Origin of the sequence: Aquimonas voraii (assembly GCF_900101825.1) — a bacterium.
Lineage (GTDB): Bacteria > Pseudomonadota > Gammaproteobacteria > Xanthomonadales > Xanthomonadaceae > Aquimonas > Aquimonas voraii.
Genome location: NZ_FNAG01000011.1, coordinates 26991 through 53366, shown reverse-complemented (window position 1 = coordinate 53366; position 26376 = coordinate 26991). Strand labels below are relative to the sequence as shown.

General features: G+C 66.4%; 18 protein-coding genes and 1 tRNA gene. 4 read left to right on the top strand and 15 right to left on the bottom strand.

The genetic code is table 11. From position 1 onward, the window contains the following. Positions 1-46: 46 nt before the first annotated feature. Together BLP83_RS18390 and BLP83_RS14610 are read right to left on the bottom strand one after the other, a co-directional pair. Positions 47-358: a hypothetical protein gene (locus tag BLP83_RS18390; RefSeq protein ID WP_143006698.1), complete on the bottom strand. Its 312-nt coding sequence runs from the start codon at positions 356-358 to the stop codon at positions 47-49. Further along, positions 355-4008 carry an RHS repeat-associated core domain-containing protein gene (locus tag BLP83_RS14610; protein ID WP_091244350.1) on the bottom strand — a complete coding sequence of 1218 codons (3654 nt, stop codon included), beginning with the start codon at positions 4006-4008 and terminating at the stop codon, positions 355-357. The genes BLP83_RS18390 and BLP83_RS14610 overlap by 4 nt, the downstream gene beginning before the upstream one ends. A gap of 592 nt (positions 4009-4600) precedes the next feature. Here BLP83_RS14610 and BLP83_RS14605 point away from each other — a divergent pair. Then, the gene (locus tag BLP83_RS14605; RefSeq protein ID WP_091244347.1) at positions 4601-5872 is read left to right on the top strand and encodes a right-handed parallel beta-helix repeat-containing protein; all 1272 of its coding nucleotides are present in this window, start codon (positions 4601-4603) and stop codon (positions 5870-5872) included. Positions 5873-6068: 196 nt separating this feature from the next. On the opposite strand, the gene BLP83_RS14600 is transcribed toward BLP83_RS14605, so the two are convergent. Together BLP83_RS14600 and BLP83_RS14595 are read right to left on the bottom strand one after the other, a co-directional pair. After that, on the bottom strand, positions 6069-6779 hold the full coding sequence (locus BLP83_RS14600) for a DUF6445 family protein (RefSeq protein ID WP_091244345.1): 711 nt from the start codon (positions 6777-6779) through the stop codon (positions 6069-6071). A 315-nt stretch (positions 6780-7094) separates the two neighbouring features. Further along, on the bottom strand, positions 7095-8093 hold the full coding sequence (locus tag BLP83_RS14595; protein ID WP_218121256.1) for an alpha/beta hydrolase: 999 nt from the start codon (positions 8091-8093) through the stop codon (positions 7095-7097). Between the two features lie 96 nt (positions 8094-8189). Here BLP83_RS14595 and BLP83_RS14590 point away from each other — a divergent pair, with 96 nt between their 5' ends. After that, positions 8190-9083: a mechanosensitive ion channel family protein gene (locus BLP83_RS14590; protein WP_091244342.1), complete on the top strand. Its 894-nt coding sequence runs from the start codon at positions 8190-8192 to the stop codon at positions 9081-9083. Positions 9084-9100: 17 nt separating this feature from the next. Here the strand turns inward: BLP83_RS14590 and BLP83_RS14585 are convergent, their stop codons facing one another. Beyond that, positions 9101-11728, bottom strand: coding sequence for an amylo-alpha-1,6-glucosidase (locus BLP83_RS14585; protein ID WP_176764216.1), 2628 nt, complete (start codon positions 11726-11728; stop codon positions 9101-9103). 165 nt (positions 11729-11893) lie between these two features. On the opposite strand from BLP83_RS14585, the gene BLP83_RS14580 reads away from it, so the two are divergent. Both BLP83_RS14580 and BLP83_RS14575 read left to right on the top strand, forming a co-directional pair. Then, complete coding sequence (locus tag BLP83_RS14580) at positions 11894-14860, top strand: alpha-1,6-glucosidase domain-containing protein (RefSeq protein WP_176764215.1); 2967 nt, start codon at positions 11894-11896, stop codon at positions 14858-14860. Positions 14861-15118: 258 nt separating this feature from the next. Beyond that, positions 15119-16732, top strand: a complete 1614-nt coding sequence (locus BLP83_RS14575; RefSeq protein WP_091244338.1) for an alpha-glucosidase family protein — start codon at positions 15119-15121, stop codon at positions 16730-16732. Positions 16733-17028: 296 nt separating this feature from the next. On the opposite strand, the gene pip is transcribed toward BLP83_RS14575, so the two are convergent. From pip to thrS, 10 genes are all read right to left on the bottom strand, one after another. Next, positions 17029-17970, bottom strand: a complete 942-nt coding sequence (gene pip, locus BLP83_RS14570) for a prolyl aminopeptidase (protein ID WP_091244336.1) — start codon at positions 17968-17970, stop codon at positions 17029-17031. A 157-nt stretch (positions 17971-18127) separates the two neighbouring features. Beyond that, positions 18128-18204: transfer RNA gene (locus BLP83_RS14565), tRNA-Pro, on the bottom strand. A gap of 130 nt (positions 18205-18334) precedes the next feature. Then, positions 18335-18700 (bottom strand): MerR family transcriptional regulator, encoded by a 366-nt coding sequence (locus BLP83_RS14560; RefSeq protein WP_091244334.1) that lies wholly within the window; start codon positions 18698-18700, stop codon positions 18335-18337. Beyond that, positions 18681-18980, bottom strand: a complete 300-nt coding sequence (locus tag BLP83_RS14555) for an integration host factor subunit alpha (RefSeq protein ID WP_091244331.1) — start codon at positions 18978-18980, stop codon at positions 18681-18683. Before BLP83_RS14555 ends, BLP83_RS14560 begins: the two co-directional genes overlap by 20 nt. Before the next feature lies 1 nt (position 18981). Next, positions 18982-21405 carry a phenylalanine--tRNA ligase subunit beta gene (gene pheT / locus BLP83_RS14550; protein WP_091244328.1) on the bottom strand — a complete coding sequence of 808 codons (2424 nt, stop codon included), beginning with the start codon at positions 21403-21405 and terminating at the stop codon, positions 18982-18984. Positions 21406-21477: 72 nt separating this feature from the next. Next, on the bottom strand, positions 21478-22473 hold the full coding sequence (gene pheS, locus BLP83_RS14545) for a phenylalanine--tRNA ligase subunit alpha (protein ID WP_091244478.1): 996 nt from the start codon (positions 22471-22473) through the stop codon (positions 21478-21480). Between the two features lie 204 nt (positions 22474-22677). Next, the gene (rplT, locus tag BLP83_RS14540; RefSeq protein WP_091244325.1) at positions 22678-23034 is read right to left on the bottom strand and encodes a 50S ribosomal protein L20; all 357 of its coding nucleotides are present in this window, start codon (positions 23032-23034) and stop codon (positions 22678-22680) included. A 15-nt stretch (positions 23035-23049) separates the two neighbouring features. Further along, positions 23050-23247 carry a 50S ribosomal protein L35 gene (gene rpmI / locus BLP83_RS14535; RefSeq protein ID WP_091244323.1) on the bottom strand — a complete coding sequence of 66 codons (198 nt, stop codon included), beginning with the start codon at positions 23245-23247 and terminating at the stop codon, positions 23050-23052. A 373-nt stretch (positions 23248-23620) separates the two neighbouring features. Next, a complete protein-coding gene (gene infC / locus BLP83_RS14530; protein ID WP_091244476.1) occupies positions 23621-24142 on the bottom strand; it encodes a translation initiation factor IF-3 in 522 nt (173 codons plus the stop codon). A 64-nt stretch (positions 24143-24206) separates the two neighbouring features. Then, positions 24207-26126: a threonine--tRNA ligase gene (gene thrS, locus BLP83_RS14525; protein ID WP_091244321.1), complete on the bottom strand. Its 1920-nt coding sequence runs from the start codon at positions 26124-26126 to the stop codon at positions 24207-24209. Between the last annotated feature and the right edge of the window lie 250 nt (positions 26127-26376).

The following is a 26376-nucleotide window of genomic DNA, read 5'->3' as shown; positions in this document are numbered from 1 at the left end:
GTCCGAAACCTTACACCTAAGTGCACCCAGCCTTCGGAGTCCACCCTCACGGCTCTTGAGGACCAAAAATCATGTCCTGAAAATCCTGCAATAGGTGGGCCCCCTTTTTGCGCTCCCCGGCAAGATAGGCTGACTTCGATGCATCCAGCGTTGCAATCAAACGCGCGTGTAGTTCCGCATCTTCTGCCCTGGGCTCGACAAACTCCAATCCAGCACGAAGCTCAGCGAAAGCTCGATCAAGTGAGAGCTGATCATCTTCTGGACGATGATCTCTATACCGAAATCTGTCCGGCGCGCTCAAAACAACGGTAGCGATAAAGTCGCGCAGTCCACGTAGCGAACGAACATAGCGAGTCATTGATCCGAGCACCCCAAAACCGTACAACTGCCACTACGCTGACTTGGTCGGACTACCGTAGTTGGCAATCCATTTGAATAGAGAGCATTCTTCATGACCTGCAAAGTCCCTGGCGGCTTTCTTCCAACCGTCGCATCCATGATTATTCCAGGCAGTTGAATATCAGGCCGTACATAATTCCCCGTACCTGCGGGGTCCCGCAACCATCGATTCACCTTTATCACGCTTTCCGCCCCCTCAGAGATGCCCTCTGACGCAAGCCAGTCGAGAAACTCATCTCGACTCTGTCGGTCGACAAAGTCTCCAATACGGGTGTTTTTGTTTCCCCTCAACAGCCCTTCGCTCTCTGCCGCGATGGCTGCATCGTACGCATCGTCCACATAGGACTGATAGCGCCGATATGCTTCAGCATTGAACGCTGCCCAATCCCTGTATTCGGACTTTCCGATCGTCGGCCCGAACACCGCTGCATCCAAGGACTCCGCATTTTCTGTGACAACTATTGGCTTGCCCTGCTGCACTGCGAGCCGCTCAGCGCCGTCCGAGGGCGTCCGAACGACACGTCGAGCCGCAGCCTCCGCACTCAGCGCTGACGCCTGCTGTCGGCTCTGGACCAAGTGGCCCGCACCCGCAACGCTCCCGCCCAGCGCGCCGCCCAACAGCGTGGCGTTTCGCGTCCGGTTCAGATCGTAGCCTTCCTGCACGCCGGTCGCGATGGACAGGCCTTGGGTTGCTGCGTCGAGGCCGCCGCCCGTGGCCGCACCAACTGCCGCGCCTGCCCCTACTCGTCCAACTACTGTGGTCGCACCCGCAACGACCCGGGCGCCGCTGCCGACGCCTGTCGCGCTGACGGCGGTGATCGCCAAGGCCCCAGCGGTATGGGTGGCGTACTGCGTGCCATCAATCTCTCCCGCGCTGTAGGCATCGCGCGCAGGGTCGTGAATGCCGGCGAAGCCGAGCGTGCCGACGTGGTACGCGCCGTACAGCATTGCCCATCCGGCACAGCTCACTGGGCCACAGCCTTCGGCCGCGTCGTCGATCATCGTGCTGACCGAGCGCAAGCCATCCGGATCGATGTAAGCCAGCGGATTCCCGTTCGGATACAGGTACTTGTTCAGCGTGATCGGGTTGGTTTCGTTGCCCGACCACGGGTCGATTCGATTGAACCGCCCCAACCCCGGCCGGTAGTTCCGCTGCTGCGCGTAGTAGCTGCCGCCTTCGCGCTCCCGGTAGTGGCCGGTGTAGGCGATGCGCGGGAGGTCGGGGCTCGTTTCGGTGGTTTCGCCCCAGGCGTCGTAGCGCAGTTGACCTTGTTCGGCGCCGGTGCTTTGGCTCCAGCGGATCGGGCTTCTGAGCGCGTCGTGCTGGGCGTAGCGGGTGTCGTTGAGTCGCCGGCTGCTGAGGATTCTGCCCGCCGCCCAGTCGTGCGCTTCGATGACGTTGTTCGCGGCGTTGGTTTCGCGGCGTAGCGTCTCGCCGTCCCAGCCGAAGCGGGTCAGTTCGGTCGGGGTGCGGCGTTCGACGCGTTTGCCTTCGCTGTCGTAGGCGTAGTCGATTTGCACCGGCGGCGCGCCGGGCAGGGTCAGGGTGGCGAGGCGGTCCTGCGCGTTCGGGCGGTAGGTGGTGGTTTGGCCGTTGCGGGTTTCGCTCACCAGGTGGCCGCGGGCGTCGTAGGCGTACTCGGTGAGGACCCCGCTGACGCTGTCGCGGGCTTCGGTCAGGCGCTGGTGGGCCTGGTAGGTGTAGGCGATGTCGCTGACGGTGGCGCCGTTGCGGCGTACGACTTCTCGCGCCCGGTTGCCGACGTCGTCCAGCGTGTAGCGGGTTTCGGTGACGCTGCCGCCGGGTGCGGTGACGGTGGTGCCGGTGAGGCGGTCGTCCCGGTCGTAGTCGTAGGTCGTGTGCTGGGTGCCACTGGCGTCGATGCGGCGCTCTTCGATTCTGTTGCCGCGCGCGTCGTAGGTGTATTCGAAGCGTGCGACTTCGCTGCTGCCCTGGTAGTGGGTGATGCGCTCGATGCGGCCGGCGGCGTCGTAGCGGGTTTCGCTGCGCGCGCCGTTCGGGTGGGTGATCTGTTGCAGGCGGCCGGCGCTGCTGTAGCTGAGTTCCGTGCTGCCCGCGGCCGTGGTCTGGCGGGCGATGCGGTTGAGGCGGTCGGGCGCGGTGGTCGTGGTGCCGGCCGGGTCGGTCAGGCTCAGGCGGTTGCCGGCCTCATCGTAGGTCCAGGTGCTGCGCTGGTTGAAGCGGTCGTCTTCTTCGATCAGGCGGCCCTGGCCGTCGTAGCGGCGCTGCACGTGCTGCGGGCCGTCGGCGGCGCCGTACTGGCTGAGCGTGGTCGGCCGGCCGTCGCCGTCGAGGGCGAAGACTTCGCGGTGGATGTCGCCGGGGGCGGCGGCGGTGTAGCGACGCTCGGTGATGCGGCCCAGGCCGTCGCGCTCGATCTCGATGCGCTGGCCGGCGCGGTCGGTGTGGGCGGTGAGTTCGCCCTCGCCGTTGTAGGCAAAGCCCTCGTCGCCGCCGATCGGGTGGTCGATGGCGGTGACGCGGTGGCGGGCGTCGTAGGCGAAGCGGGTGACGATGCCGCCGGCGTTGCGCTGGACGGTGCGGTTGCCGTGGGCGTCGTGCTCGTAGACGGTGCGGTGGCCCTCGGGGCTCTCGACTTCGATCAGCTTGCCGTCGGCATCAAAGGCGTAGGTCCACTCAGCCGCGCCGGGGCGCGTGGTCCGCGTGCGGTGGTCGGCAAGGTCGTAGCCGTGGGTGGTGATGGCGCCGGCGGGGTCGGTTTCTTTCGTGAGGCGCTGGCGGGCGTCGTACTCGAAGCTGCGGACGAGGCCGTCGGCGTCGGTGTGGGTCTTCGGGCTGCCCCAGGGCCAATAGGTCCAGCGCTGCACAAAGCCTAACGCTCGGGTTTCGGTGAGCACACTGCCCGCAGGGTCGTAGGTGTAGGTCGTGTCTTCGTCGCGCGCGTCGGTGCGCTTTTGCACCCGGCCCGGGCCGTCGTAGGCCAGGGCTTCGATGCGCAGGCCGTCGCGCGTGCGCTCGATCACCCGGTTCTCGCCGTCGTGGCGCTGGGTGTGGACGATGCCGCGGCGGTCGACGTGGCGCTGCAGGTTGTCGGCGACGTCGTAGTCCCAGGTCTGGGTATGGCCCGGCGGGCTCGGGTCGGTCTGCTCGATGCGCTGGTTGCGCGGGCTGTAGCGCCAGGTGGTGGCGCGGTCGGCCGCGTCGGTGTGGCTCAGCAGGTTGCCGACGCGGTCGTAGCTCCAGCGGCGGGTGTTGCCGCTGTCCGGCCCGGCCGGCACCGCCGGCAGGGTGCTGAGCACGCGGCGGCCCAGGCCGTCGTAGCTGTGCGTGGTGGTGTTGCCGTTGGCGTCGGTCTCGGCCAGCACCTCGCCGTGGATGCCGGGCTCGAACTCAAGCTCGCGCGCGCCGCTCTGGTTCGGCGGCAGCGTGCGCAGGATCTCGTGGCCGAGGGCGTTGTACTCGAAACCCGTCACCTCGCCGCGGCCGTTCTCGCGCGAGAGCACGCGGCTGTCGGCGTCGTAGCGCAGACGCTCGATCAGGCCGATGCCGTCGGTGCTGGTCTCCAGACGGTTCAGCGCATCGAAGGTGTTGACGATGTCGCGACCCGCGGCATCGCTGATGCCCACGCGGTTGCCGGCCGCGTCCAGCGTGTAGTCGACGAACTGGCCCGGGCGCGGGCCGCTCTCGCGGATTTTGCGGCCGGCGCGGCTCCGAAATCAGCCGCTAGCCGAGCGCGAATTGGTGAGGCGGGTTGTCAGAGAGCGGGCGGGTTCGGATCGGGACAGCTTTAACTCGTGCGGGGAGTGCTGCTCGTCAGACTGAGACCAGCCAGCTGAAGAGGAATGTAGCGATTCGTATCTGATTCTGCCCCCATCAAGCCACCGGAAGACTCCTCAACGCCGCCCTCAACACAGGCACACCGATCCCTTGACCCGCCGCCGACTGCCCGTTAAGGTGCCGGGCCAAGTTGTTTGAAGTCCCCATACTTCTTGCACGACGGTGCGCTTCCGATCGCGCGCTTCAAATAAACCGGCTGCGAGCGTGGTTCTTGGATAGCGCTCGGCGAATGATCTGCAGTCACACAGACCCACTGCTGCTTGAATTTGTGCGCGAGGCATTCCACCAGACGACTTCGCACTGAGCAAAGGTTTTTGGCGAGAGCTACGCGCACAGAATGCCGCTAGCATTTACGGTTGTTTCTTACTTTTGGAGTGAAGCATGCGTTATTCGACGTTTGGTTTAAGTTTATTTTTGCTGGCTTCTACATCAATTGACGCAGCCACACTGTTGGTTCCTCAAGACTTTGCGACCATCCAAGCAGCCATTAATGCCGCGAACATTGGCGATACTGTTTACGTCGCTCCCGGCACCTATCTAGAGCGCATCCAGTTCAACAAGAACCTTGAACTAAGAAGCATGTCTGGGGCTAGCTCCACGGTGATTGATGGCTCTACAAGTGGAAACGGCGCAGTTGTTGTTTTTACAAATGTCGATAGAGCCGCAGTCCTAGATGGATTCACGGTTCAGGGCGGCGTGAGCACCGGTGCAGGCGGTATAGACATCAACGGTAGCCCCACGATCATTAACAACATCATCCAAAACAATCGCGGCGGCACCGGAAACGGCATCAGCATCGGCTTTTCCAGCCCTCTAATTCGCCATAACATTATTCGAAACAACACAAACAGTGGATTGGTCAGCGGCGGCGGAGGCGGTGGCGGCATAGAAGTGAGGGGCAATGGGTGCTCGGCTTCTCTTTGCACGGAGATCATCGGCAATTTGATTGAAGGGAATAGCACCCCCTCTTTTCTATCGGGCGGCGGGATTTACCTTTTCGCATCCGGCCCAGTTCGCATCATTGGTAACACGATCCGCAATAACTCGGCACCGCTAGAAGGCGGCGGCATTGCGGCAGTCAATAGCTCCGACGCGCTCATTGAGAACAACCTGTTTCAAGGCAACTTTACCTCATCTGCAGGTGGCCGAGGCGGCGCGGTATACTGGTTGGTGCCTTCTGGCGAACGAGGCGTATGGCTCATCGGCAATACCATGATCAACAATAGTGCCACCCAAGGCGCAGCCGTTTACGCCGATGGATATGATAGAAACGCACGTATCGCCAACAATTTGATGGTCAACAGCACTGCCACTAGTGGCGTGGTGAGCTGCGGAAATTTCAATGATCCATTTCCTCCGGTGATTCGCAACAACATGATCGACAGCGGAGGCAGTTCCGAATTCGCGGGGCTTTGTTCGAATGCGCTTGGTAGTGATGATAATTTCGCCGGGGTGCCTACGTTCGAGCCAAGCAGTTTCATGCTTTCAGCGACCTCTCTGGGTGTGGATCGCGGTTTCAATGACTACGTGTCCACGGCTAGCGATATCGATGGAAAACGCAGAATCGATGATGGTGATGGGAATGGGGTAGCAACTGTGGACGTAGGCGCATTCGAATTTCAGAACCTGGTCTTTGCGGATGGCTTTGAATAAGAAGCATTGAAATCAATCTCCTGTATTCTGCGGCGGATTCAACTCCGAATCGCAACACGCTTCTTGAGGGCTTCGGCGAAGACCTCGCAACGGCGGCACCTGTCAGCACGCCAGCCGCGGAGCCTCACACCTTGTCATGCCGCCGAACGCTCAGATGACGTGGATGATTCGGCGAGTTCTTTGAATGCAGAGCTCCCTACCCCAACGCCGCCCGACAGGTAAAGAACCCGTTCACCGTCAACCGCCCCAGCGCCGGATCGGCGCTGAGCAGGTCTGGCCTCGCGATGTCGCCGCTGTGGAACAGATCGCCGCGGTAGACGATCAACCGGTTGAAGCGCGGTGTAACGGTGGCGATGTGCTCGAACCAGGGGTTGCCTTCGCGCATATAGCCGGGCGCGATGTCTGGGTAGCGGGCGTTGAAGGCCTCGGGGGTGAGGCGGACGGAATCCTGCACCAGGGCCTCGATCTCCGGCATGGGGCGGCGCGGGCGGTAGAAGCTGGTGCCGCCCAGTTCAGGGCGATCGAACAGGTAAAGCACGCTGGCCGCGACCACGGTGCCGGGCTCGCTGCTCAGGCGATCGCGGTGGCAGAAGCGCTGGCAGGGTGCGAGCGTTTCCGGCGCGCGGGTCACAAGGGCGAAGCGGCTGTGTGCGCGCAGGGTGCGGCGTGCGCCGAGCGCCGAGCGCGCGTGCAGGGCGAAGAAGTCGCAGAGGCGATCGGTGACCTCGGCGGCCAGCGGCAGCTCGGGGCCGGGATAGGCGTTCCAGGCGCCCTCGACGAAGCGCGCACGGTGCTGGATGGCGGTGTCGATCCAGGCCTGAGGATCGAGCAGCACGTCGTCGAAGACGAGGCAGACGTGGCCGTCGTGCAGGGGAACGATGTGGCGCGTGGGATTCGGATTGAACATGCGTGGGCGGCCGGGAGTGCGAATGCGGGCGTCGAGGCGATGCTGGAGTGCGGGCGGAAGGCGAACAGCAACAGCAACAGCAACAGCAAGCGGAAACTGGCAGGGCTTCCGAGGGTCGCGCGAGGATCCATAAGTGGCAAGCCAGTAGTGCAATCAGCAGTGCGGACAGCGGGTGGCGCGCATCCCGCAGCTATCGCTAGAGGGCGCATCGCGGTTGGCGGTTGGCGGTTGGAGGCGAGCGAATAGCGTCTGACGGGCAGCGGGCAGCGGGCAGCGGGCAGCGGGCAGCGGGGCGAGGATTCAGGCCATGGTGGGTCAGGGCCCACCCAATTTCTTGTCCGGCGCCAGCAGGAAACGCAACGGGTCGGCGAGTCGCGCAGCCCAAGCCTGTTCGCTGTGGTTGGTTCCGGGGTATTCGCGGCTCTGCCACTGCGTGGGCGGCAGCGGCGAGGCTTGGAACACCAGGTCGACTTCGCGCTGCAGCGGCGGATACAACGCATCCAGGGTTTCGGTGCCGTGGTCCATCCAGATCCTTTGCCGATCCAGAATTGGCAAGCGCTCACGCAGGTAGGCGCGCATCACCTGCGCGAAGCTGTCGTCCTTGGGGTCGAAGCTGCCCGGCCAATGCGTCGACAGCGCGGCGGCGCCGCCGAAGTGCCGGGGCCGTTCGAGCAGTGCGTAGAGGCTGATCAGGCCGCCCATGCTCGAGCCCATCAGGAAGCGGTCCTGCGATGCGCGTGAGACCGCGTAGCGTGACTCGATCGCCTCGCGCAGCTCGCCGACAAGGAAGCGGACATAGGCGTCGGCCGCAGGCGGGCCGGCGAACAGCGGTTGCCCCGGCTCGCGCTCGGCCGCCCGCCAGCGCGCGCGTGCGTCTTCAGGCATGGCCTCGAACACGCGCTGCGGCAGGTAGTCGCGGTAGCGGTGTTCGCCGGCGTTCCAGATGCCGACGACGATGAAGGGCCGCAGCGCGCCCGACGCGATGAGCGGGCCGGCGGTGCGCTCGACCTCCCAAGCCTGCCCGTTCCAGGTCGTGCCGGCGTCGAACAGCATCTGGCCGTCGTGCATGTAGAGGGTGGCGTAGGGCGCGTCCTTGGGATAACCGGCTGGCAGCCAGACATCGACCTTGCGTGCCGCGAGGCCCGCAGGCGCGAACTCGAGGCGCTCGATGCGGCCGGACTCCACCGCGGGCAGCCCGTCGGCGCTCGCGAGACCCGCCATGAGCAATGCGCTCAGGAGCAGCAGGATCGGCAGAACCTGCAGGCGGGCCGATACCGAAAATTGGCGCATCACCGCGTACTCCTCCTGGTTCAAGGGCAATCCGATAACAGGGCGCTAAGGTCGATTTCTCTAGAGTGCCAAGTCTTGCGTGCCGCAGCTCGCGGGCGCGCGCATCACGGAGAAGAGACGATGCAGGAGTTGATCAAAGCCGGCAGCGGCATCGACTGGGTCGGGCTGGCCACGTTCTGGGGCCTCAAGATCAGCGCGGCGCTGGCGATCGTGCTGGTCGGGCTGTGGCTGGCGCGGCGGCTGTCGAACGCGCTGCGGCGCTTGCTTGAGCGCGCCCGCGTCGAGGGCATCCTCGCCAACTTCTTCGGCAACCTGGCGCATGCCGCGGTACTGGTGCTGGTGCTGATCACCGCGCTGGATGCGCTGGGCGTGCCGCCGACCTCGCTGCTGGCGGTGATGGGCGCAGCCGGCCTGGCGGTGGGCCTCGCGATGAAGGATTCGCTGTCGAACATCGCCGCCGGCGTGATGCTGATCGTACTGCGGCCCTTCCGTACGGGCGATGCGGTGGAGATCGCCGGCATCACCGGCGTGGTCGAACAGGTGCGGCTGTTCCAGACGGTGCTGCGCAGCTTCCAGAACCACGAGATCACCCTGCCCAACGGCCAGATCACGGCCAGCCCGATCATCAACTTCACCGCCAAGCCGCAGAGACGCGTCGACATTCCTGTGGGCGTGGACTACGGCAACGACATCCGCGGCGCGCGCGAGGTGCTGCTGGGCTTCGCCAAGGCGCATCCCAGCGTGCTGACCGAGCCGGCACCCGATGTCGTCGTCGATGCGCTCGCGGACAGCAGCGTCAACCTGGTACTGCGCGCCTGGGTCAACACACCGGACTTCGCGCAGACGCGCTCGGACCTGCTGGAGGCGATACACCGCGGCCTGCCCGAGGCGGGCTACAGCATTCCGTTCCCGCAGACAGACATGCACCTGCACCTGCCCGAGTCGGTGGCCCGCCTGCTGCAGCCCCGGCAGGGCGAAAGCCGTGGCGCCACCCGCATGCCCGACGAAGCCTGAGAGCGCAGAGCGGCGGCTCATCGCGGCGACTCCGAGGCCTTCGCCGCATCGAGAATCCGCCGACGCAAGCCATCGACCTCGCGGGTCATCGGGTAGCGCGCAGGATCGGCGGACGGTGGCGTGGCGAAGTCGAGGCCCTGCAGCAGGGCCTGGGTCGAACCCAGCACCTCGGTCTGTTCCATGGGCGCACCATCGAGGCGCGCCTCGCGACCGTTCCAAACCAGCTCACGCGCAGCCGATCCAAGCGCAAAGCCGACGCGCACGCGCCCGCCATCGATCCGCAGCAGGTCGAGCTCGATGCGGCGCGCGGGCTGCGCTGCGCCGTTGAAGCGCCAGTGCTGGGTGCCCTGCTGCTGCTCGACCCGCAGGCCCAGGGTTTCACTCGCGCCGAAGGGGATGCGCGCCTGCGTCTCGGTCCAGGCCGGCGGCAGGGCGGGCACGAAGCGCAGGGTGTTGCGCAGCAGATCGGGGCGAACGCCGAGGTAGTCCTGCCAGGCGTTGCGGGCGAACTCGGCGACGCTCCAGGACTGCGCATAGGTGCCTGAAGGCACGGGCGTGCCGTCTTCGCCGAGTGCGGCATCGAGCAGCTCGCTCATGCCGCCGCGCGTGCCGTCTTCAAGAATCTGGCGCGCCAGCTCGCGCGTCAGTCGCCAGGCGAGTTCCTGCTGGCCGTGGCGCGTGAGGGCCGTGATCGCGAAGCCCGCGTTCCAGCCCCAGACCGTGCCGTTGTGATAGGCCGAATCCTTGTGGTGCAGCTCGGGCTGCCCGTGGCGCAGAGCCTCATGGCGTGGATGGAACCACGGATGCGCGGGCTCCAGCGAGGCGATGCCATAGGGAAACAGCAGATGCTCGACGCTGTCGCGCAGCAGTCGCGCCTCGGCCTGCGCATCCAGGATCGGCGCCCACGGCACGCTGATCAGCATCAGTGCATTGGGGCGGCGCGCGAGGTCGGCGCTGCCGTCGGGTCGCAGTCGGTCGGCCACGCGCCCGCCAAGCACGAAGCGCTTCAGCACCGCGCTGCGTGCCCGCTGTGCCTGCGCGCGCCAGTGCGCGGCCTCGCTGCCCTGCCCGCGCGCCTCGGCCAGCTCGGCGGCGCTTTCCAGCGCGGTGATCCATAGCGCCTGGATCTCGACGGCGCGATCACCGCGCGGCGACCAGGCCGGGCCGTTCTCGTACACGCGCGCATCCATCCAGGTATCGGCATCGGCGTGCCGCAGCAAGCCTTCGCCGTCGAGATGGCGCTGCGCGCCATCGAAATACAGACGCGCGAGATCGATCAGTCGATCGGCGAAGCCGACATCGCCGCTGTAGCGAACGTACTCGAGCCCCGCGCGCAGCAGCCAGGGCGTGCCGTCGACGGTGTTGTAGATCGTCGGCTGGTTCGTCGCCACGCGATTCGGCACGCGGCCGTAGTCCGCTGAAGTCGGATCGCGCTGCTGGCGAGCGGCGAACGCATCAAGCACGGCGCGCGCCTCCTCGAAGCGCCCCGAGACCAGCAGGGTGCCCGGCAGCGCGATGAAGGTGTCGCGCCCCCAGTTGTCGCGGAACCAGGGCAAGCCCGCCCAGATGCCCGGTCCGTACTGCTGCACCACGAAGCTGTGCGCGCTGGCCTGCGCCCACCGCAGGGCGCGGTTGAAGTCGGCATCCGGCGTGCTCAGAACCGCACGACCCAGGCGCTGATGCTGAAGCTCGATCTGCCGCTGCCAGCTGTCCTCGGCGGCCAGCGCCCGCGCGGACTGCAGGGCCTGTTCGCGACTGTCGGCGTAGGCGATGTGGACCGTCAGGCGTCTGCCTGGCGTGGCGCGATGCAGGCGCAGAGGCACTGCATCGCCCTGCTCGGCCTCCGCCAGCACTGCGGTGACCGGCCCGGCCGAAAGCGCAGACTGCGCATCGCGCCCGGGCAGGCGGCGTGAACCGCTGCCGGCAGGCACCTCGAGTACGGCGGCATCTGCCGTCGAGAGTGTCGGCGTCAACTCCACCTTGAACGACGCGTCCGCACTGAGCGCAATCCAGTCCGGGTGCCCATCCTCGGGAGTCGGAGCGGGCGGCACCAACAGCAGCAGTTCTTCCACGCGCTCGATGCGATAGCCCGACACAGCCCTGCTCCACAGCGGCATCAGCGCGAGCTCGGCCGCCTCGTCGGTTTCAAGCCGCAGGCTCAGCGCAGCGGCACCGGTGTGCAGCAGCAGACAGTCCCGCGCGCGCGCATGCTCGACGCAGTGTCCGAATGGATACAGGGTCTCGCTGCCGGCCGCCTCACGCGGCAGGCGCTGCCCTCCGACGAACGACGCACGATCCTCGTACAGGCTGAGCTCACCGATGCGGTAACCGACGCCGCCTCGATAGCCGTGCGTCCAGCCCTCGTAGTAGCCGGCGCGATTGTCTCCGGCGACGAACTGCGCGCGCTCGCCGGCGACGATGCGGATCGCCATCGCATCGAAGAAGCGCAGGGCTTCAGCGGGCGGATCCAGCGCCGTGGTCTCGAGCTCGACGGCGGCGACCGGGGTCAGCTTCGGGTGACTCGGGGCCCCAGTCGCGGGCGCGCGCAGGGCACAGCCGGACACTGCAGTCGCCAGCAGCAGGGCCAGCATGCCGAGCGGGCTGGCCTCGCGGCTCGGTTTCGATGGCACCGCAGTCGTAGGCATCGGCAAGACCGGTGATGACAGGGCTCCGATCCTAGCGGCGCGACACCGACATTCCGTGCTGCAGCTGCGAGGCATACGTATGCAGGCGGACCCGCGGGACGCCCGCGTCTGGCATGGTCGAGGGCCCCGCAACGACGGAAGGCCGCGATGCCGCACCGATGCCACATGCCCATGACCGCGCCAGCGCTGTCGACTCAAGCCCGAGGCGCGCCGCCGGTGTTCTGCCGAACGCTGGCCTTCGCCCTGCTTCTGGCAGCCGGCACGGCGCTCGCGCAGGCCGAAGATCGACTGCGGACGGACTGCGATGCGCCAGCCCACTTCCGCGTGCTGGCGCGCTCGGACATGCCGGCTGAAGCCGCGGCGATCTGGCTCGATGCCCAGCGGCTGCGTTGGCCGCAGGCACCGGCAGAGGCCGACATCGTGCTGCTGCATGCCGACACGGCGATCGGGCTGGATGCCGAGCGGCGTCCCGATCCCGAGGTGACGCGCTTCGAATTGAAGAGGCTGACCGAGGCCTTGCCGCCCGCACAACAGCGGCGCTTCGCCTGGTTCGGCGACGGCGCCGAGTTCGCGCTGCCGGATGGGACCGACATCGCCGGGCTGCTGCGCGGCGATCTCCTGCTCGCGGCGCTGGACACGGAAGGCCGTGTGCTTGCCATGACCCGCGTGCAGCAGGCGGCTGCCCTCGATGATCGCTATGCGGCGGCGCGGCAGGCAGGCTTGGGAGCACTGCCCGAGACCGATGCCACCGCCTTCGCACTGTGGGCACCGACCGCGCAGTCGGTGGCAGTCTGCGTGTACGAGGATGGCGACAGCCCGGCACGCTCCACGCACACTCTCGAGCGCGACGCGGCCAGCGGCGTGTGGTCGGCGCGGCTGCCCGGTGTGACGCTCGGCAGCTACTACAGCTATCTCGTCGACGTGTTCGTGCCCGGCCTTGGCCTGGTGCGCAACCGGGTTACCGATCCCTACGCCTTGGGCCTGGGCGCCGATGGCCAGCGCGCGATGGTGGTCGATCTCGATGATGCGCGCTTCAAGCCCGAGGGCTGGGACGCGCATCCGCGTCCGCCGGCACCACGGCACAACGTCGACATGGTGCTGTATGAACTGCACGTGCGCGATTTCTCGCGCGACGATGCCAGCGTGCCGCCGCAGCACCGCGGCCGCTATCTCGGCTTCGCCCAGCGCGACAGCCTGGGCATGCGTCACCTGCGCTCGCTGGCCGAGGCCGGGCTCACCGATGTGCACCTGCTGCCGGTCTACGACATCAGCACGATTCCGGAAACCGGCTGCGTGACGCCGGTGGTGATGGGGCCACCGGATGGCGAACAGCAGCAGGCGACGATCGCGACGATCAAGCACGAGGACTGCTTCAACTGGGGCTATGACCCGCAGCACTTCACGGTGCCGGAGGGCAGCTATGCCTCGGACGCGCGCGACGGCGCGGTGCGCATCCGCGAGCTGCGGCGCATGGTGATGGCCCTGCACGCGCTCGGCCTGCGCGTGGGCCTCGACGTGGTCTACAACCACAGCAGCCACGCCGGCCAGCACGCCAAGTCGGTGCTCGACCGGATCGTTCCAGGCTATTACCACCGGCTCGACCCCAAGGGCGCGATCGAGCGCAGCACCTGCTGCGAGAACACCGCCACCGAACACGCCATGATGGCGCGGCTGATGATCGACTCGGCCGTGGTATGGGCGCGCGACTACCGCATCGATGGCTTCCGCTTCGACCTGATGGGCCACCAGCCGAAGGCGGTGATGCTTGAGCTGATGCGCGCTGTCGATTCGGCGGCCGGCAAGCGCATCCCGATCATCGGCGAGGGCTGGAACTTCGGCGAGGTCGCCGATGGCGCACGCTTCGAGCAGGCGAGCCAGCTGAGCCTGGCCGGCAGCGGTATCGCCACCTTCAGCGATCGCGCGCGCGATGCCCTGCGCGGCGGCGGTGCGGCGACCGCCGGGGCGGAGCTGCGGACGGCATACGGATGGTTGAATGGGTGGGTTGCGAGCCGGGATTGGGAATTGGGGATTCGGGATTCGGAAGAGCGCGAATCTCCCGCGCCGCCTCCCCTCTCCCCCGGTGGGAAAGGGGCTGGGGGAGAGGGGCTTGAAGCCGCCCCGTCGACCGCCCGTGCGTCGAGCGCGGAGGCGGCGCTTCCGAATCCCGAATCCCCAATTCCCAATCCCGGCTCCCAATCCCGACTCCCCAATCCCGGCTCCAACGCCGACCTCGTCCGCGTGGGTCTCGCCGGGACGCTGCGCCAGTACCGGATGCGCGGCAGCGACGGCATCGAGCGCTCGCTCGCCGAGTTCGACTACGCGGGCCAGCCCGCCGGCTACGTGGCCTCGCCCAACGAAGTCGTCAACTACGTCGAGAACCACGACAACCAGACCCTGTACGACATCAATGCACTGCGCCTGCCGCAGGCGACGACGGCAGAGGAACGCGCGCGGGTGCAGGTACTGGGCATGGCCTTCAACCTGCTGAGCCAGGGCGTGCCCTACTTCCATGCCGGCGTCGAGGTGCTGCGCAGCAAGTCGCTGGACCGCAACAGCTACGACAGCGGCGACCACTTCAACCGGCTCGACTACAGCGGCGAAGACAACAGCTTCGGCCGCGGTTTGCCGCCGGCCTGGGACAACGCCCGAGACTGGCCGCTGATGCGCGAACTGCTGGCCGATCCCGCGCTCAAACCGTCGCCCGAGATCGTCGACTACACGCGACGCGCCTTCCTCGACTGGCTGCGCCTGCGCGCACAGACGCCGCTACTGCGCCTGGCTTCGTCGGAAGACGTGCAGCAGCGGCTGCGCTTCCTCGACACCGATGCGCGCTCCGGCGTGATCGCGGCTTACGTGGACGGCAGTGGGCTGGCCGCCAACCCGCACGCCCAGCTGCTCTATGCCGTCAACGTCAGCAGCGAGGCGCAGCAGCTGGGCATCGACTGGAACGGGAGCACCGATGGCCGCCGCGCCTGGCGTCTGCATCCCGCGCTGCTCGACGGCGTGGACCCGCGCGCGAGAGAAGCCACGCTGCGGTTTGAACCGTCACCGGCGCCCCAGCGCATGCGCGTGCTTCTGCAGCTGCCCGCGCGCACCGCCGTGGTCTGGGTGGCCAGCGATGCGACGAACTGATCCAGGGGCAGCGCTCGCGTCGTTTGCTGCATGTGCGCAGTGTGCAGAAGCTGAAGAAAAAGGCGTTTCCCGAGCATGCCGCCGGCACGATGCTGCAGTCGAACATCCCGGGGAAAACACGCGCGAGCGCGGGCTCCGCATGAATACGTATGCACGCGCGCCAGCATTCCAGTGCGTGCTGATTAAGCTTGCGGGCACCTTCACATCCCCTTGCCTGAACGCCATCGCCCGCCAGGCCCTCCATCGCTGGAACACGACATGAGTACAGCCCCCTGGTGGCGCGGCGCCGTCATCTACCAGATCTACCCTCGCAGCTTCCAGGACAGCAATGGCGATGGCATCGGCGATCTGCCGGGCATCATCGACCGGCTGGAATACGTCGCCGGCCTCGGTGTGGATGCGATCTGGATCAGCCCCTTCTTCAAGTCGCCGATGGCGGACTTCGGTTACGACATCGCCGACTACCGAGATGTCGACCCGATGTTTGGCACGCTGGCCGATTTCGACCGGTTGGTGACAAAGGCGCATACGCTCGGGCTCAAGGTGGTGATCGACCAGGTGCTCAGCCATACCTCCAGCGAACATGCCTGGTTCCAGGAGAGCCGGCAGAGCCGCGACAATCCGAAGGCTGACTGGTACGTCTGGGCCGATCCGAAGCCGGATGGCACGCCACCGAACAATTGGCTTTCGATCTTCGGTGGCTGTGCGTGGCAGTGGGAACCGCGGCGCGAGCAGTACTACCTGCACAACTTCCTGGTCAGTCAGCCGGATCTCAACTTCCACAATCCCGCCGTGCAGCAGGCCACGCTGGACAACGTGCGCTTCTGGCTCGAGCGCGGGGTCGACGGGCTCAGGCTCGATGCCATCAATTTCTGCTTCCACGATCGCCAGCTGCGCGACAATCCGGCGAAGCCGCCGGAGCTGCGCACCGGCCGTGGCTTCAGCCCCGACAATCCCTACGCCTACCAATACCACTGGTACAACAACACCCAGCCCGAAAACATCGGTTTCCTGCGTCGCCTGCGCGCGCTCATGGACGAGTTCCCCGAAGTGGCCGCGCTGGGCGAGATCTCCTCCGAGGATTCGCTGCAGACCATGGCCGAGTACACCGGCCGCGACCGCCTGCACATGGGGTACAGCTTCGAGCTGCTGACGCCGGACTTCAGTGTGGATCACGTGCGTCGTACGGTGAACGAACTCGAAGCCAAGATGACCGAGGGCTGGCCCTGCTGGTCGATCAGCAACCACGACTCGCAGCGCGTGGTGACCCGTTGGGGCGGCGCCTGTCCGCCTGCGCACATGGCCGCCATGCTGAGCGCCATGGCCTGCAGCCTGCGCGGTTCGATCTGCGTCTACCAGGGCGAGGAACTGGGCCTGCCCGAGGCCGACATTCCCTTCGAGCAGCTGCAGGACCCGTACGGGATCGCGTTCTGGCCGAACTTCAAGGGCCGTGACGGCTGCCGAACCCCGATGCCCTGGCGCGGCATCGATCACGGCGGTTTCAGCGAGGCCAAGCCCTGGCTGCCGGTGCCTGCGGAGCACCGGTCGCTCAGCGTCGAGGCCCAGGAGGCCGCGGACGATTCGGCACTGAAGCGCTTCCGGCGCTTCATGGCGTTCCGCCGAGGCCAGCCCGCCCTGCGCTGGGGCGCAGTGCGGATGCTGGCGACGTCGGAGCCGGTGCTGGCCTTCGAACGTCAGCTCGATGACGCGCGGCTGCTTTGCGTCTTCAACCTGAGTGCGGATGCGCAGACGCTCGCGCTGGATCAGGCGCAGTCCGCGCAGGCACTCGACGGACACGGCCTGTTGGGCGGCGCGCTGCGCGAGGGCCGAGTGGAGCTCCCGGGCTATGGGGCGGTGTTTGCGCGGTTGTGAGGGCGCCGCTGGAGGCTGATGCGCGACGCTGCGCACAGCCACCTGGCCGCATCGACTGTGACTGGATGCGAGCGAAGCTGGCGCACGTCAATCAGCTCGTCGCTCCGAACTGCCCCTCTGCAACCCCTTGCCTTCGCTTCGCTCGGGCGCCCGGGGGCATCGGCTGCACCGGCAGCCGATGCCCCCGAACCGCTCCGCAGGGAGAGGGGCTCAAATGGGCTCGCCCCAAGTCGCTAGGTCAAGGCTGGCGAGACTGGCTCTGCGAATCCCGAATCCCCAATCCCGAATCCCGGCCCTTACCCATACCGCTCGGTCGCAGCCACCAGCGCATCCACGTTGGCCGGCTCGAAGGCGGAATGGCCGGCGTCAGCGGTGATCACCAACTCGGCCTCGGGGAATTCACGCTTGAGATCCCAAGCATTCTGGACGGGACAAACGACATCGTAGCGACCGTGAACGATGGTGGTGGGAATTTGGCGGATGCGGCCGACGTCACGCAGCAGCTGGTCCTCGACCTCGAAGAAGCCGCCGTTGACGAAGTAATGGCTCTCGATGCGGGCGAACGCCAGCGCGAAGTCATCGGCCTCGTGCGAAGCGATGAAATCGGGGTCCTGATGCAGAAAACTGGTGGCCGCTTCCCACACGGACCAGGCGCGCGCAGCCGCCACGCGCACGGCCGGATCGCTGGAGGTGAGCCGGCGGTGGTAGGCGCTGATGAGATCCGCGCGCTCGACCGCGGGAATCGGCTTCAGGTAATGCTCCCAGGCGTCCGGGAACAGGCGCGAAGCGCCCTCCTGGTAGAACCATTCCAGCTCCCAGCGCCGCAGCATGAAAATGCCGCGCAGCACCAGCTCGGTGACGCGCTCGGGATGGGTCTCGGCATAGGCCAGTGCCAGGGTCGACCCCCAACTGCCGCCGAAGACCTGCCAGCGCTCGATACCAAGATGCTCGCGCAGGCGCTCGATATCAGCGACGAGGTCCCAGGTGGTGTTGTCGACCAGATCCGCATGCGGTCGCGAGCGCCCGGCGCCGCGCTGGTCGAACAGGACGATTCGGTACTTGGCCGGGTCGTGGAACTGCCGCATCTTCGCGCTGCAGCCGCCGCCGGGGCCGCCGTGCAGCATCACGACCGGCTTGCCCTTGGGGTTGCCGCACTCTTCGAAATACAGGGTGTGCCGTTCGGACACCGCCAGCTCACCGCTGGCGTAGGGTTCGATCGCGGGGAAGAGTGTGCGCATCGCTCGGGCTCGCTCCATGGAGGAAGCCCGCGAGTGTAGCGGCTTGGTCACCCGGGAGCCCGCATCCACGGAGTCACCGCACACGAGCGCAGAGCGGACGCGGCTTCAACGTGTCCGAGCCAGAGCGAGGGTGAGGCGAAGCGGAGGATGGATCGGATGGTCGGGGCGGCCGGATTTGAACCGACGACCCTTTGCCCCCCAGGCAAATGCGCTACCAGGCTGCGCTACGCCCCGACGCGATTCCGATCAGTGCTGCGGCCTGTGCGTGGGCCTTGGGCCACGGCCGCACAGAGCGCGCAAGTATAGACGAGAGTTGTGGACTTGTCTCGACTGCGCAGCGATCTTCGCTGCGCAGGGAGGAACTTCAGCTCTTCAGCAGTTCCAGCACCGCTTCAAGCTCCATGCGCACCTCGCGCAGGATCTGCAGGGAGCTGTCATTGGCCAGCACGCTGGGGCGCTGACCATCGGCTTCGAGCCGCTGGCGCGCGCCGGTGATCGTGAAGCCCTCTTCGTAGAGGAGCGCCCGGATCTGACGGATAGTCAGCACGTCCTGGCGCTGATAGTAGCGGCGGTTGCCGCGCCGCTTCACGGGCTTCAGGCTGGGGAACTCGGTTTCCCAGTAGCGCAGCACGTGCGGCTTGACGCGACACAGCTCGCTGACTTCACCGATGGTGAAGTAGCGTTTGGCCGGGATGGCCGGAAGTTCGGCGTTACTGCCCGGATCCAGCATAGGCTTCCACGCGCTCCTTCAGCTTCTGACCCGGACGGAAAGTGACCACGGTACGCGCGGAGATCGGAATCTCCTCGCCGGTCTTCGGATTGCGGCCCGGCCGCTGGTTCTTCTTGCGCAGGTCGAAGTTGCCGAAACCGGACAGCTTCACCTGATGCCCGGTTTCCAGCGCATCGCGCAGCACATCGAAAAACGCATCGACAAATTCCTTGGCCTCACGCTTGTTGAGGCCCACATCGTCGAACAGCTTCTCGGCCATTTCGGCCTTGGTCAGTGCCATGTCACCCCCTGAGCGTGGCGCCGAACGTCCTGGACAGCGCCGCCACCGCATCGGCGATGGCTTGGTCCGCATCCTGATCCGTGAGGGTGCGTGAAACGTCCTGCAAAATCAAGCCAATAGCTAGGCTGCGGAAGCCCGGCTCGATGCCCTTGCCCTGGTATTGGTCAAACAGCTGGATGGCCTGCACGCGGCCTTCCAGCGCGCTCCGCAGGCAGGCTTCGAGCGCCAACCACGGGTGCTGCTCGGCGACGAGCACGGCGATATCCCGACGAACGGAAGGAAATCGCGAGATCGGCTGCGCACGCGGCAGCGCCCGCTCCAGCACGGGCGCCAGTTCGACTTCAAACACCACCACTTCTTCGTCGAGGTCGAGCACCTTCGCCAGCGCAGGGTGCAGGTGGCCGATGCAGCCGATGCTGCGGCCCTTGAACCACACGTCCGCACCGCGCCCCGGATGCAGGAACGCGGCCGTGGTCGGACGGAACTCGACGCGAGCCGGTTCCCCCGACAGCGCCAGCACGGATTCGAGATCCGCCTTCACATCATGGAAATCGAGCGCGCGTGCCGGCAGACCCCACTGCTCGGCCTCGGCGCGACCGCAGGCGGCGGCGGCGAAGCGCAGGGTCTCGATCGGGCCGGATTCGCCCTGATGGAACACGCGCCCGAGCTCGAACAGCCGCGGTCGCGCGTCCTGGCGATCGCGGTTGTGCGCCAGTGCCTGCACCAGACCCGGCAGCAGGCCGGTGCGCATCACCGCCAGCTCGGCGCTCAGCGGGTTGGCCAGCGTGATCGCGCCCTCGGCAAGACCCCAGCGATCGAGCAGTACATGCTCGACGAAAGCAAAGCAGATCGTTTCGCGGTAGCCGCGACCGGCGAGCGCGCGTCGCAGCTCACCCTCACCCAGTCGCGTTTCGCTCGGCATGGCGAGTGGAATCGCGCCGGTCGGCGTGCTGGTCGGAATGGCCTCGTAGCCATGGATGCGCACGACTTCTTCGATGAGGTCTTCTTCGATGGCGATGTCGAAACGCCGCGAGGGCGGCGTCACCCACCAGCCGCCGCCGATGTGCGAGCCGCGCAGGGCGTCGACGGGCTCATCCGCTGCGCCGTCGAAGGCTTCGACCTGCATGCCCAGCGCCCGCAGGATGCGCTCGACCTCGGCGTCGGCGATGTGCACGCCGAGCACGCGCGCAAGCCGCGCGCGACGCAGGCGCACCGCCTTGGGCAGGGGCAGGTGTGCGGGCAGCGCGGCCTCGGTGACCGGGCCCGCTTTGCCGCCGGCGTGCGCCAGGATCAGCTGGGTGGCGCGCTCCAGCGCCAAGCTCGGCAGCTCGGGATCGACCCCGCGCTCGAAGCGGTGCGAGGCATCGGTGTGCATGCCCAGCTTGCGGGCGCGGCCGATGATGGCCTCGGGCGCGAAGTGCGCGCTCTCCAGGAACACGCTGCGGCTGTCGGTGGTGACGCGGGTGTCCCAGCCGCCCATGACGCCGGCCAGCGCGACCGCGCGGTCGGCGTCGGTGATGACGAGGAAGCCCTCGTCCAGCGTGACCGCGCGCTCGTCCAGCAGCTTCAAGCTTTCGCCCGCACGCGCAGCGCGTACGCCGACCGGCCCCTTCAGCGTGGCGCGATCGAAGGCGTGCATCGGCTGGCCCAGCTCCAGCATCACGTACTGGGTGACATCGACCAGCAGGCTGATCGGACGGATGCCGGAGCGACGCAGGCGCTCGGCCATCCACAGCGGCGTGGGGGCTGATGCATCGACGCCTTCGATGACTCGGCCGCAGTAACGCGGTGCGGCTGCGCCCGCATTCAACTCAACCGAAAGCGCATCGGCGCTCTCGACGGCAGCGGCCGGCACGTCCAGCGGATTGACGTTCGCTCCCAGCACGGCGGCGACGTCGTATGCAATGCCGCGAACACCGAAACAGTCCGCCCGGTTCGGGGTCAGCTTGATCTCGATGCTGGCGTCTGGCAAACCGAGATAGTCGGCGAACGCGGCACCGACCGGCGCATCGGCCGGCAGCTCCATCAGGCCCGAAGCATCGGCATCGACGCCGAGCTCCTTGGCCGAGCACAGCATGCCGAAGCTCTCGACGCCGCGCAGTTTGGCCGGCTTGATCTTCAGCCCGCCCGGCAGCTCGGCGCCGACGGTCGCCAGCGGGGCCTTCAGCCCCGGCCGAGCGTTCGGCGCGCCGCAGACGATCTGCACCGTGCCGCTGCCGGTATCGACCGTGCAGACCTGCAGGCGGTCGGCCTCGGGATGGCGCGCGCAGTCCAGGATCTGCGCCACCACCACGCCAGCCAGGCCCTCACCCAAGGCGGTGATCTCTTCGACCTCCAGCCCGATCGCGGTCAGCCTGGCCGCGAGTTCCTCGCGCGAGGCCTCGACAGTGACGTGTTCGCGCAGCCAGTTCTCGGAAAACTTCATTGCCTGTGTCCATCAAAGGCCGCGCGAGCCTGACCCGCTGCGGCTTACAAATCCCGAATCCCGCGTTTCGCCTCAGGCGAACTGGGCGAGGAACCGCGTGTCGTTCTCGAAGAAGCTGCGCAGGTCGCTGACGCCGTAGCGCAGCATGGCGAAGCGCTCGATGCCGATGCCGAAGGCGAAGCCGGTATAGCGCTCGGGGTCGATGCCGCAGGCGCGCAGCACGTTCGGATGCACCATGCCGCAGCCCAGCACCTCCAGCCAGCGCTCGCTGCCGTCCTCGCGATCCCAGCGGATATCGACTTCGGCCGAGGGCTCGGTGAAGGGGAAATAGCTCGGGCGGAAGCGCATCGCGAAATCGCGCTCGAAGAAGGCGTCGACGAACTGCTTCAGCGTGCCCTTGAGATCGGCGAAGGTGCTGGTCTCGTCGATCAGCAGCCCCTCCATCTGGTGGAACATGGGCGAGTGGGTCTGGTCCGAATCCGAACGGTAGACCTTGCCGATGGCGATCATGCGGAAGGGCGGCTGGCGCTCGCGCATGTAGCGCACCTGCACCGGCGAGGTATGCGTACGCAGCAGCCGGCCATCCGGGAAGTAGAAGGTGTCGTGCATGGCACGCGCCGGATGGTGCGGCGGGAAGTTCAGCGCCTCGAAGTTGTGCCAGTCGTCCTCGATCTCCGGACCGTCGGCCAGTTCGTAGCCCATGCGCGCGAAGATGCCGGCGATGCGCTCGGCCGCGCGCGCGACGGGATGCAGGCTGCCGGCGCGGGCGCCACGGCCGGGCAGGCTGACGTCGATGCGCTCTGAGGCAAGACGCGCATCAAGAGCGGCTTTTTCCAGCAGCGCGCGTCGCGCGCCGATGGCATCCGTCAGCGCCTGCTTGATGCGGTTGACCTCGGCGCCAGCAGCCTTGCGCGCCTCCGGGTCCAGCGCGCCCAGACGCTTCAGCTGCTCGGTGATCAGGCCCGCCTTGCCCAGCAGGCGCACGCGGATGGCCTCCAGCGCGTCGATGCTCTCGGCCTGTTCGATCTCATTCGCGGCGCTCTGCGCCTGCGCTTCCAACTCGCTCATGCTCATCGCTCGTGACGGCGCCCGCGTTCGCGGGCCTGGCCCGGGCGCGAGGCCCGGGGCGTGGATCGGCAAGCCTGCCTCGGGCGGCGCCACGCGCCAAGCCCCCGGCGAACTCCGACCCCGAAAACGCCTGTGGGGAAGAGCATGCCCTTCCCCACAGGAGATCCGCGGTGGAACCACCGCGGCATGTCGAACGCTCCGGCCTTAGGCCAGGGCGCCCTTGGCCTTCTCGGCCAGCGCGCCAAACGCCGGCAGATCGTGCACGGCCAGGTCGGCCAGAACCTTACGGTCCAGGCTGATGCTGGCCTTCTTCAGGCCGTTCATCATGCGGCTGTAGGACAGACCGAACTGGCGGGCCGCCGCATTGATGCGGACGATCCACAGGGCGCGGAACTGACGCTTGCGCTGCTTGCGGCCGATGTAGGCGTACTGGCCAGCCTTGGTGACGGCCTGCTTGGCAACGCGGAACACCTTGCGACGGGCGTTGTAGTAACCCTTCGCGCGCGCGAGAACGGACTTGTGACGACGACGGGCGGTGACGCCACGCTTGACTCGTGCCATGGTTGCGATCCTCCCTTAGAGGTACGGGAGCATGCGCTGGACGCGACCTGCGTCCTCCGCACGAACGTGGTTGGTGCCGCGCAGACCGCGCTTACGCTTGGTCGACTTCTTGGTCAGGATGTGGCTCTTGAACGCGTGGCCACACTTGAACTTGCCGGAGGCGGTTTTGCGGAAACGCTTCGCGGCAGCCCGATTGGTCTTGATCTTGGGCATGGGAAACTCCTTGCATGCAGCGGCGAACCGCTGCGGATCTTGGATACCCGGAATGCGCGGATGAGGCCTGAGACCGCATCGCTTGTGGAGCACATCCCGCGCTTGTAGCCCCGTTCACGGCAGCGCCGCGAACCGGGCGGAAGAGCCTGCGCGAGTGCATCGATGCACCGCAAAGGCGCCGATCGCCAAACCACCGCGACCGGCAAAGACCCGGCGAACCGGGTAAGGCAGCCACGGGCTCCTGCCCGCCCTGCACGCGAACCGGGCCTGCATGGACCCGAGCCGCTCCCGCCGCATCCTGCGCGGGAAATCCTTGAAGCGCGAGGCCCCGGCCAGTAACGGTCGGGGCCTGCGCGATGACGCTCGAAGACGCTTACTGCTTCTTCTTGGGCGCGATCATCATCACCATCTGGCGGCCTTCGAGGCGCGGACGCTGCTCGATCACCACCTCGTCACCCAGATCGGCCTCGATCTTGTTCGCCATCGCGATACCCAGCTCCTGGTGCGCCATCTCGCGGCCCTTGAAGCGGATGTTGATCTTGACCTTGTCGCCTTCCTCAAGGAAGCGCCGGATGTTGCGGAGCTTGATGGCGTAATCGCCGACATCGGTGGTGGGACGGAACTTGAGTTCCTTGATCTCCACCTGCTTCTGCTTCTTCTTGGCGGCGCTCGCCTTCTTCTGCTGCTCAAAGCGGAACTTGCCGAAATCCATGATGCGGCAGACCGGCGGGTCGACGTTGGGCTGGATCTCGACCAGGTCGAGCTCCAGATCCAGCGCCATGCGCAGGGCTTCATCGCGGCTCAGGACGCCGATGTTCTCACCTTCGGCACCGATGACGCGCACGCGCGGCACCCGGATTTCGTGGTTCTTGCGGTTCAGCTTTTCGGTATTGATTCGCGTGTCTCCGTGCTGGGCTGCTGGTCCAAACCTCAACGCAAGGGCTTGATTCTGAGAGAGATCACACCTTGTCGCGGGCGGTTGGTCCGTTCTCCGCGCGCAGCCGCTCGATGAGTTCGGGCAGTTTCAGACTGCCCAGATCTTCGCCGGAACGCGCGCGCACTGCGACGAGCCCTTCCTCTTTTTCGCGGTCGCCCACGACCAAGAGGTAGGGAATCTTCTGCAGGGTATGCTCGCGAATCTTATAACCGATCTTTTCGTTTCTCAAGTCGGACTGCACCCGGAAGCCTTGCTGGACAAGGGCTTGGGTCACCTCGCGAACATAGTCGGCCTGGGCATCGGTGATGTTCATCACCACCGCCTGCACCGGCGCCAGCCACAGCGGGAACAGGCCGGCATGGTGCTCGATCAGGATGCCGATGAAGCGCTCCATGGATCCGACGATGGCCCGGTGCAGCATCACCGGATGCCGGCGTGTGCTGGTCTCGTCGACGTACTCCGCGCCGAGACGGCCAGGCATCATGAAGTCGACCTGCATGGTGCCAACCTGCCAGCCGCGGCCGATCGAGTCGCGCATGTGGTACTCGATCTTCGGCCCATAGAAGGCACCCTCTCCAGGCAGCTCCTCCCACTGCACGCCACAGCTGCCAAGCGCCGCACGCAGGGCATTCTCGGCCTTGTCCCAGGTCGCGTCGTCACCGAGGCGAGAGTCCGGGCGCAGCGCGATCTTCAGCGAGATGTCCTCGAATCCGAAGTCGCGGTAGACCGCCATCGCCTGCTGGTGGAAGGCCGTGACTTCGGCCTCGATCTGGTCTTCCGTGCAGAAGATGTGGCCGTCGTCCTGGGTGAAGGCACGCACGCGCATGATGCCGTGCAGCGCACCGGAGGGCTCGTTGCGGTGGCAGCCACCGAACTCGCCATAGCGGATCGGCAGGTCGCGATAGCTGTGCAGACCGGAATTGAAGATCTGCACATGGCCCGGGCAGTTCATGGGCTTCACCGCATAGGTCCGCTTTTCGGACTCGGTGAAGAACATGTTCTCCTTGTAGTTGTCCCAGTGGCCGGACTTCTTCCACAGCGAGACGTCGAGGATCTGCGGGCAGCGCACTTCCTGATAGCCCGAATTCTTGTAAACGCCGCGCATGTACTGCTCAACGGTCTGCCACAGCGTCCAGCCGCGCGGATGCCAGAACACCATGCCCGGCGCTTCCTCCTGTTGGTGGAACAGGTCGAGCTGCTTGGCGATACGGCGGTGGTCGCGCTTTTCGGCCTCTTCAAGCTGGTGCAGGTAGGCCTTGAGGTCCTTGTCGTTCAGCCAGGCGGTGCCGTAAATGCGCGAGAGCATCTGGTTGTTGGAGTCGCCGCGCCAATAGGCGCCGGCCACCTTCATCAGCTTGAAGGCGCGCAGCTTGTCCGTACCGGGAACGTGCGGCCCGCGGCAGAGGTCGGTGAACTCGCCCTGCGAGTACAGCGAGAGGTCCTCGTTGGCGGGGATGGACTCGATGATCTCGGCCTTGTAGTGCTCGCCGAGACCGCGGAAGAAGGCGATCGCCTCGTCGCGCGACTTGACCGTGCGGCTCACAGCCAGCTTCTCGGCGACGATCTTCTGCATCTCGGCTTCGATCTTCGGCAGGTCGTCCGGGGTGAAGGGACGCTCGTAGGCGAAGTCGTAATAGAAGCCGTTGTCGATCACCGGGCCGATCGTGACCTGCGCGCCAGGGTAGAGACGCTGCACGGCCTGGGCCAGCAGATGCGCGGTCGAGTGGCGCAGGATATCGAGCGCGTCTGGATGCTTGTCGGTGACGATTTCAAGCGAGGCGTCGGAGGCGATGCGATAGCTGGTATCGACCAGTTTGCCGTCGACCTTGCCGGCCAGCGCCGCCTTGGCCAAGCCGGCGCCGATGCTGGCGGCGACTTCGCCCACGGACACGGGGCCTTCGAATTCACGGCGACTGCCGTCGGGGAGCGTGATGTGGAGCATGGGAATTCACTCGTGCAGCGCCTGCATCGGAAGCCAGGGGCATTGAAGGCAGGCAACAAAAAAGGGCGCAAGCGCCCTTGGAGCGGGTGCCAGCGCGGTCTGGGGATGTCAGTCGACGGTAGTGGACATGTCGCACGCTCGACCGGCGTTGCCGCCTGGCCACCTCGGGTGTGATCGGTTTCGGAAACGGGCTGCAGGAGAACGTCGCCGCAGCGCCGCAAAGCTAGACCCGCCCGCCGCGCGCTGTCAA

Excerpts from the sequence above, each read along its gene's own strand:
- BLP83_RS14575 (WP_091244338.1), top strand. The coding sequence starts at position 15,119 with ATGAGTACAGCCCCCTGGTGGCGCGGCGCCGTCATCTACCAGATCTAC.
- BLP83_RS14560 (WP_091244334.1), bottom strand. The coding sequence starts at position 18,700 with ATGCTGGATCCGGGCAGTAACGCCGAACTTCCGGCCATCCCGGCCAAA.
- BLP83_RS18390 (WP_143006698.1), bottom strand. The coding sequence starts at position 358 with ATGACTCGCTATGTTCGTTCGCTACGTGGACTGCGCGACTTTATCGCT.
- pheT (WP_091244328.1), bottom strand. The coding sequence starts at position 21,405 with ATGAAGTTTTCCGAGAACTGGCTGCGCGAACACGTCACTGTCGAGGCC.
- thrS (WP_091244321.1), bottom strand. The coding sequence starts at position 26,126 with ATGCTCCACATCACGCTCCCCGACGGCAGTCGCCGTGAATTCGAAGGC.
- BLP83_RS14585 (WP_176764216.1), bottom strand. The coding sequence starts at position 11,728 with ATGCCTACGACTGCGGTGCCATCGAAACCGAGCCGCGAGGCCAGCCCG.
- BLP83_RS14555 (WP_091244331.1), bottom strand. The coding sequence starts at position 18,980 with ATGGCACTGACCAAGGCCGAAATGGCCGAGAAGCTGTTCGACGATGTG.
- pip (WP_091244336.1), bottom strand. The coding sequence starts at position 17,970 with ATGCGCACACTCTTCCCCGCGATCGAACCCTACGCCAGCGGTGAGCTG.
- BLP83_RS14605 (WP_091244347.1), top strand. The coding sequence starts at position 4,601 with ATGCGTTATTCGACGTTTGGTTTAAGTTTATTTTTGCTGGCTTCTACA.
- BLP83_RS14580 (WP_176764215.1), top strand. The coding sequence starts at position 11,894 with ATGCCCATGACCGCGCCAGCGCTGTCGACTCAAGCCCGAGGCGCGCCG.
- rplT (WP_091244325.1), bottom strand. The coding sequence starts at position 23,034 with ATGGCACGAGTCAAGCGTGGCGTCACCGCCCGTCGTCGTCACAAGTCC.
- BLP83_RS14590 (WP_091244342.1), top strand. The coding sequence starts at position 8,190 with ATGCAGGAGTTGATCAAAGCCGGCAGCGGCATCGACTGGGTCGGGCTG.
- BLP83_RS14600 (WP_091244345.1), bottom strand. The coding sequence starts at position 6,779 with ATGTTCAATCCGAATCCCACGCGCCACATCGTTCCCCTGCACGACGGC.
- pheS (WP_091244478.1), bottom strand. The coding sequence starts at position 22,473 with ATGAGCGAGTTGGAAGCGCAGGCGCAGAGCGCCGCGAATGAGATCGAA.
- rpmI (WP_091244323.1), bottom strand. The coding sequence starts at position 23,247 with ATGCCCAAGATCAAGACCAATCGGGCTGCCGCGAAGCGTTTCCGCAAA.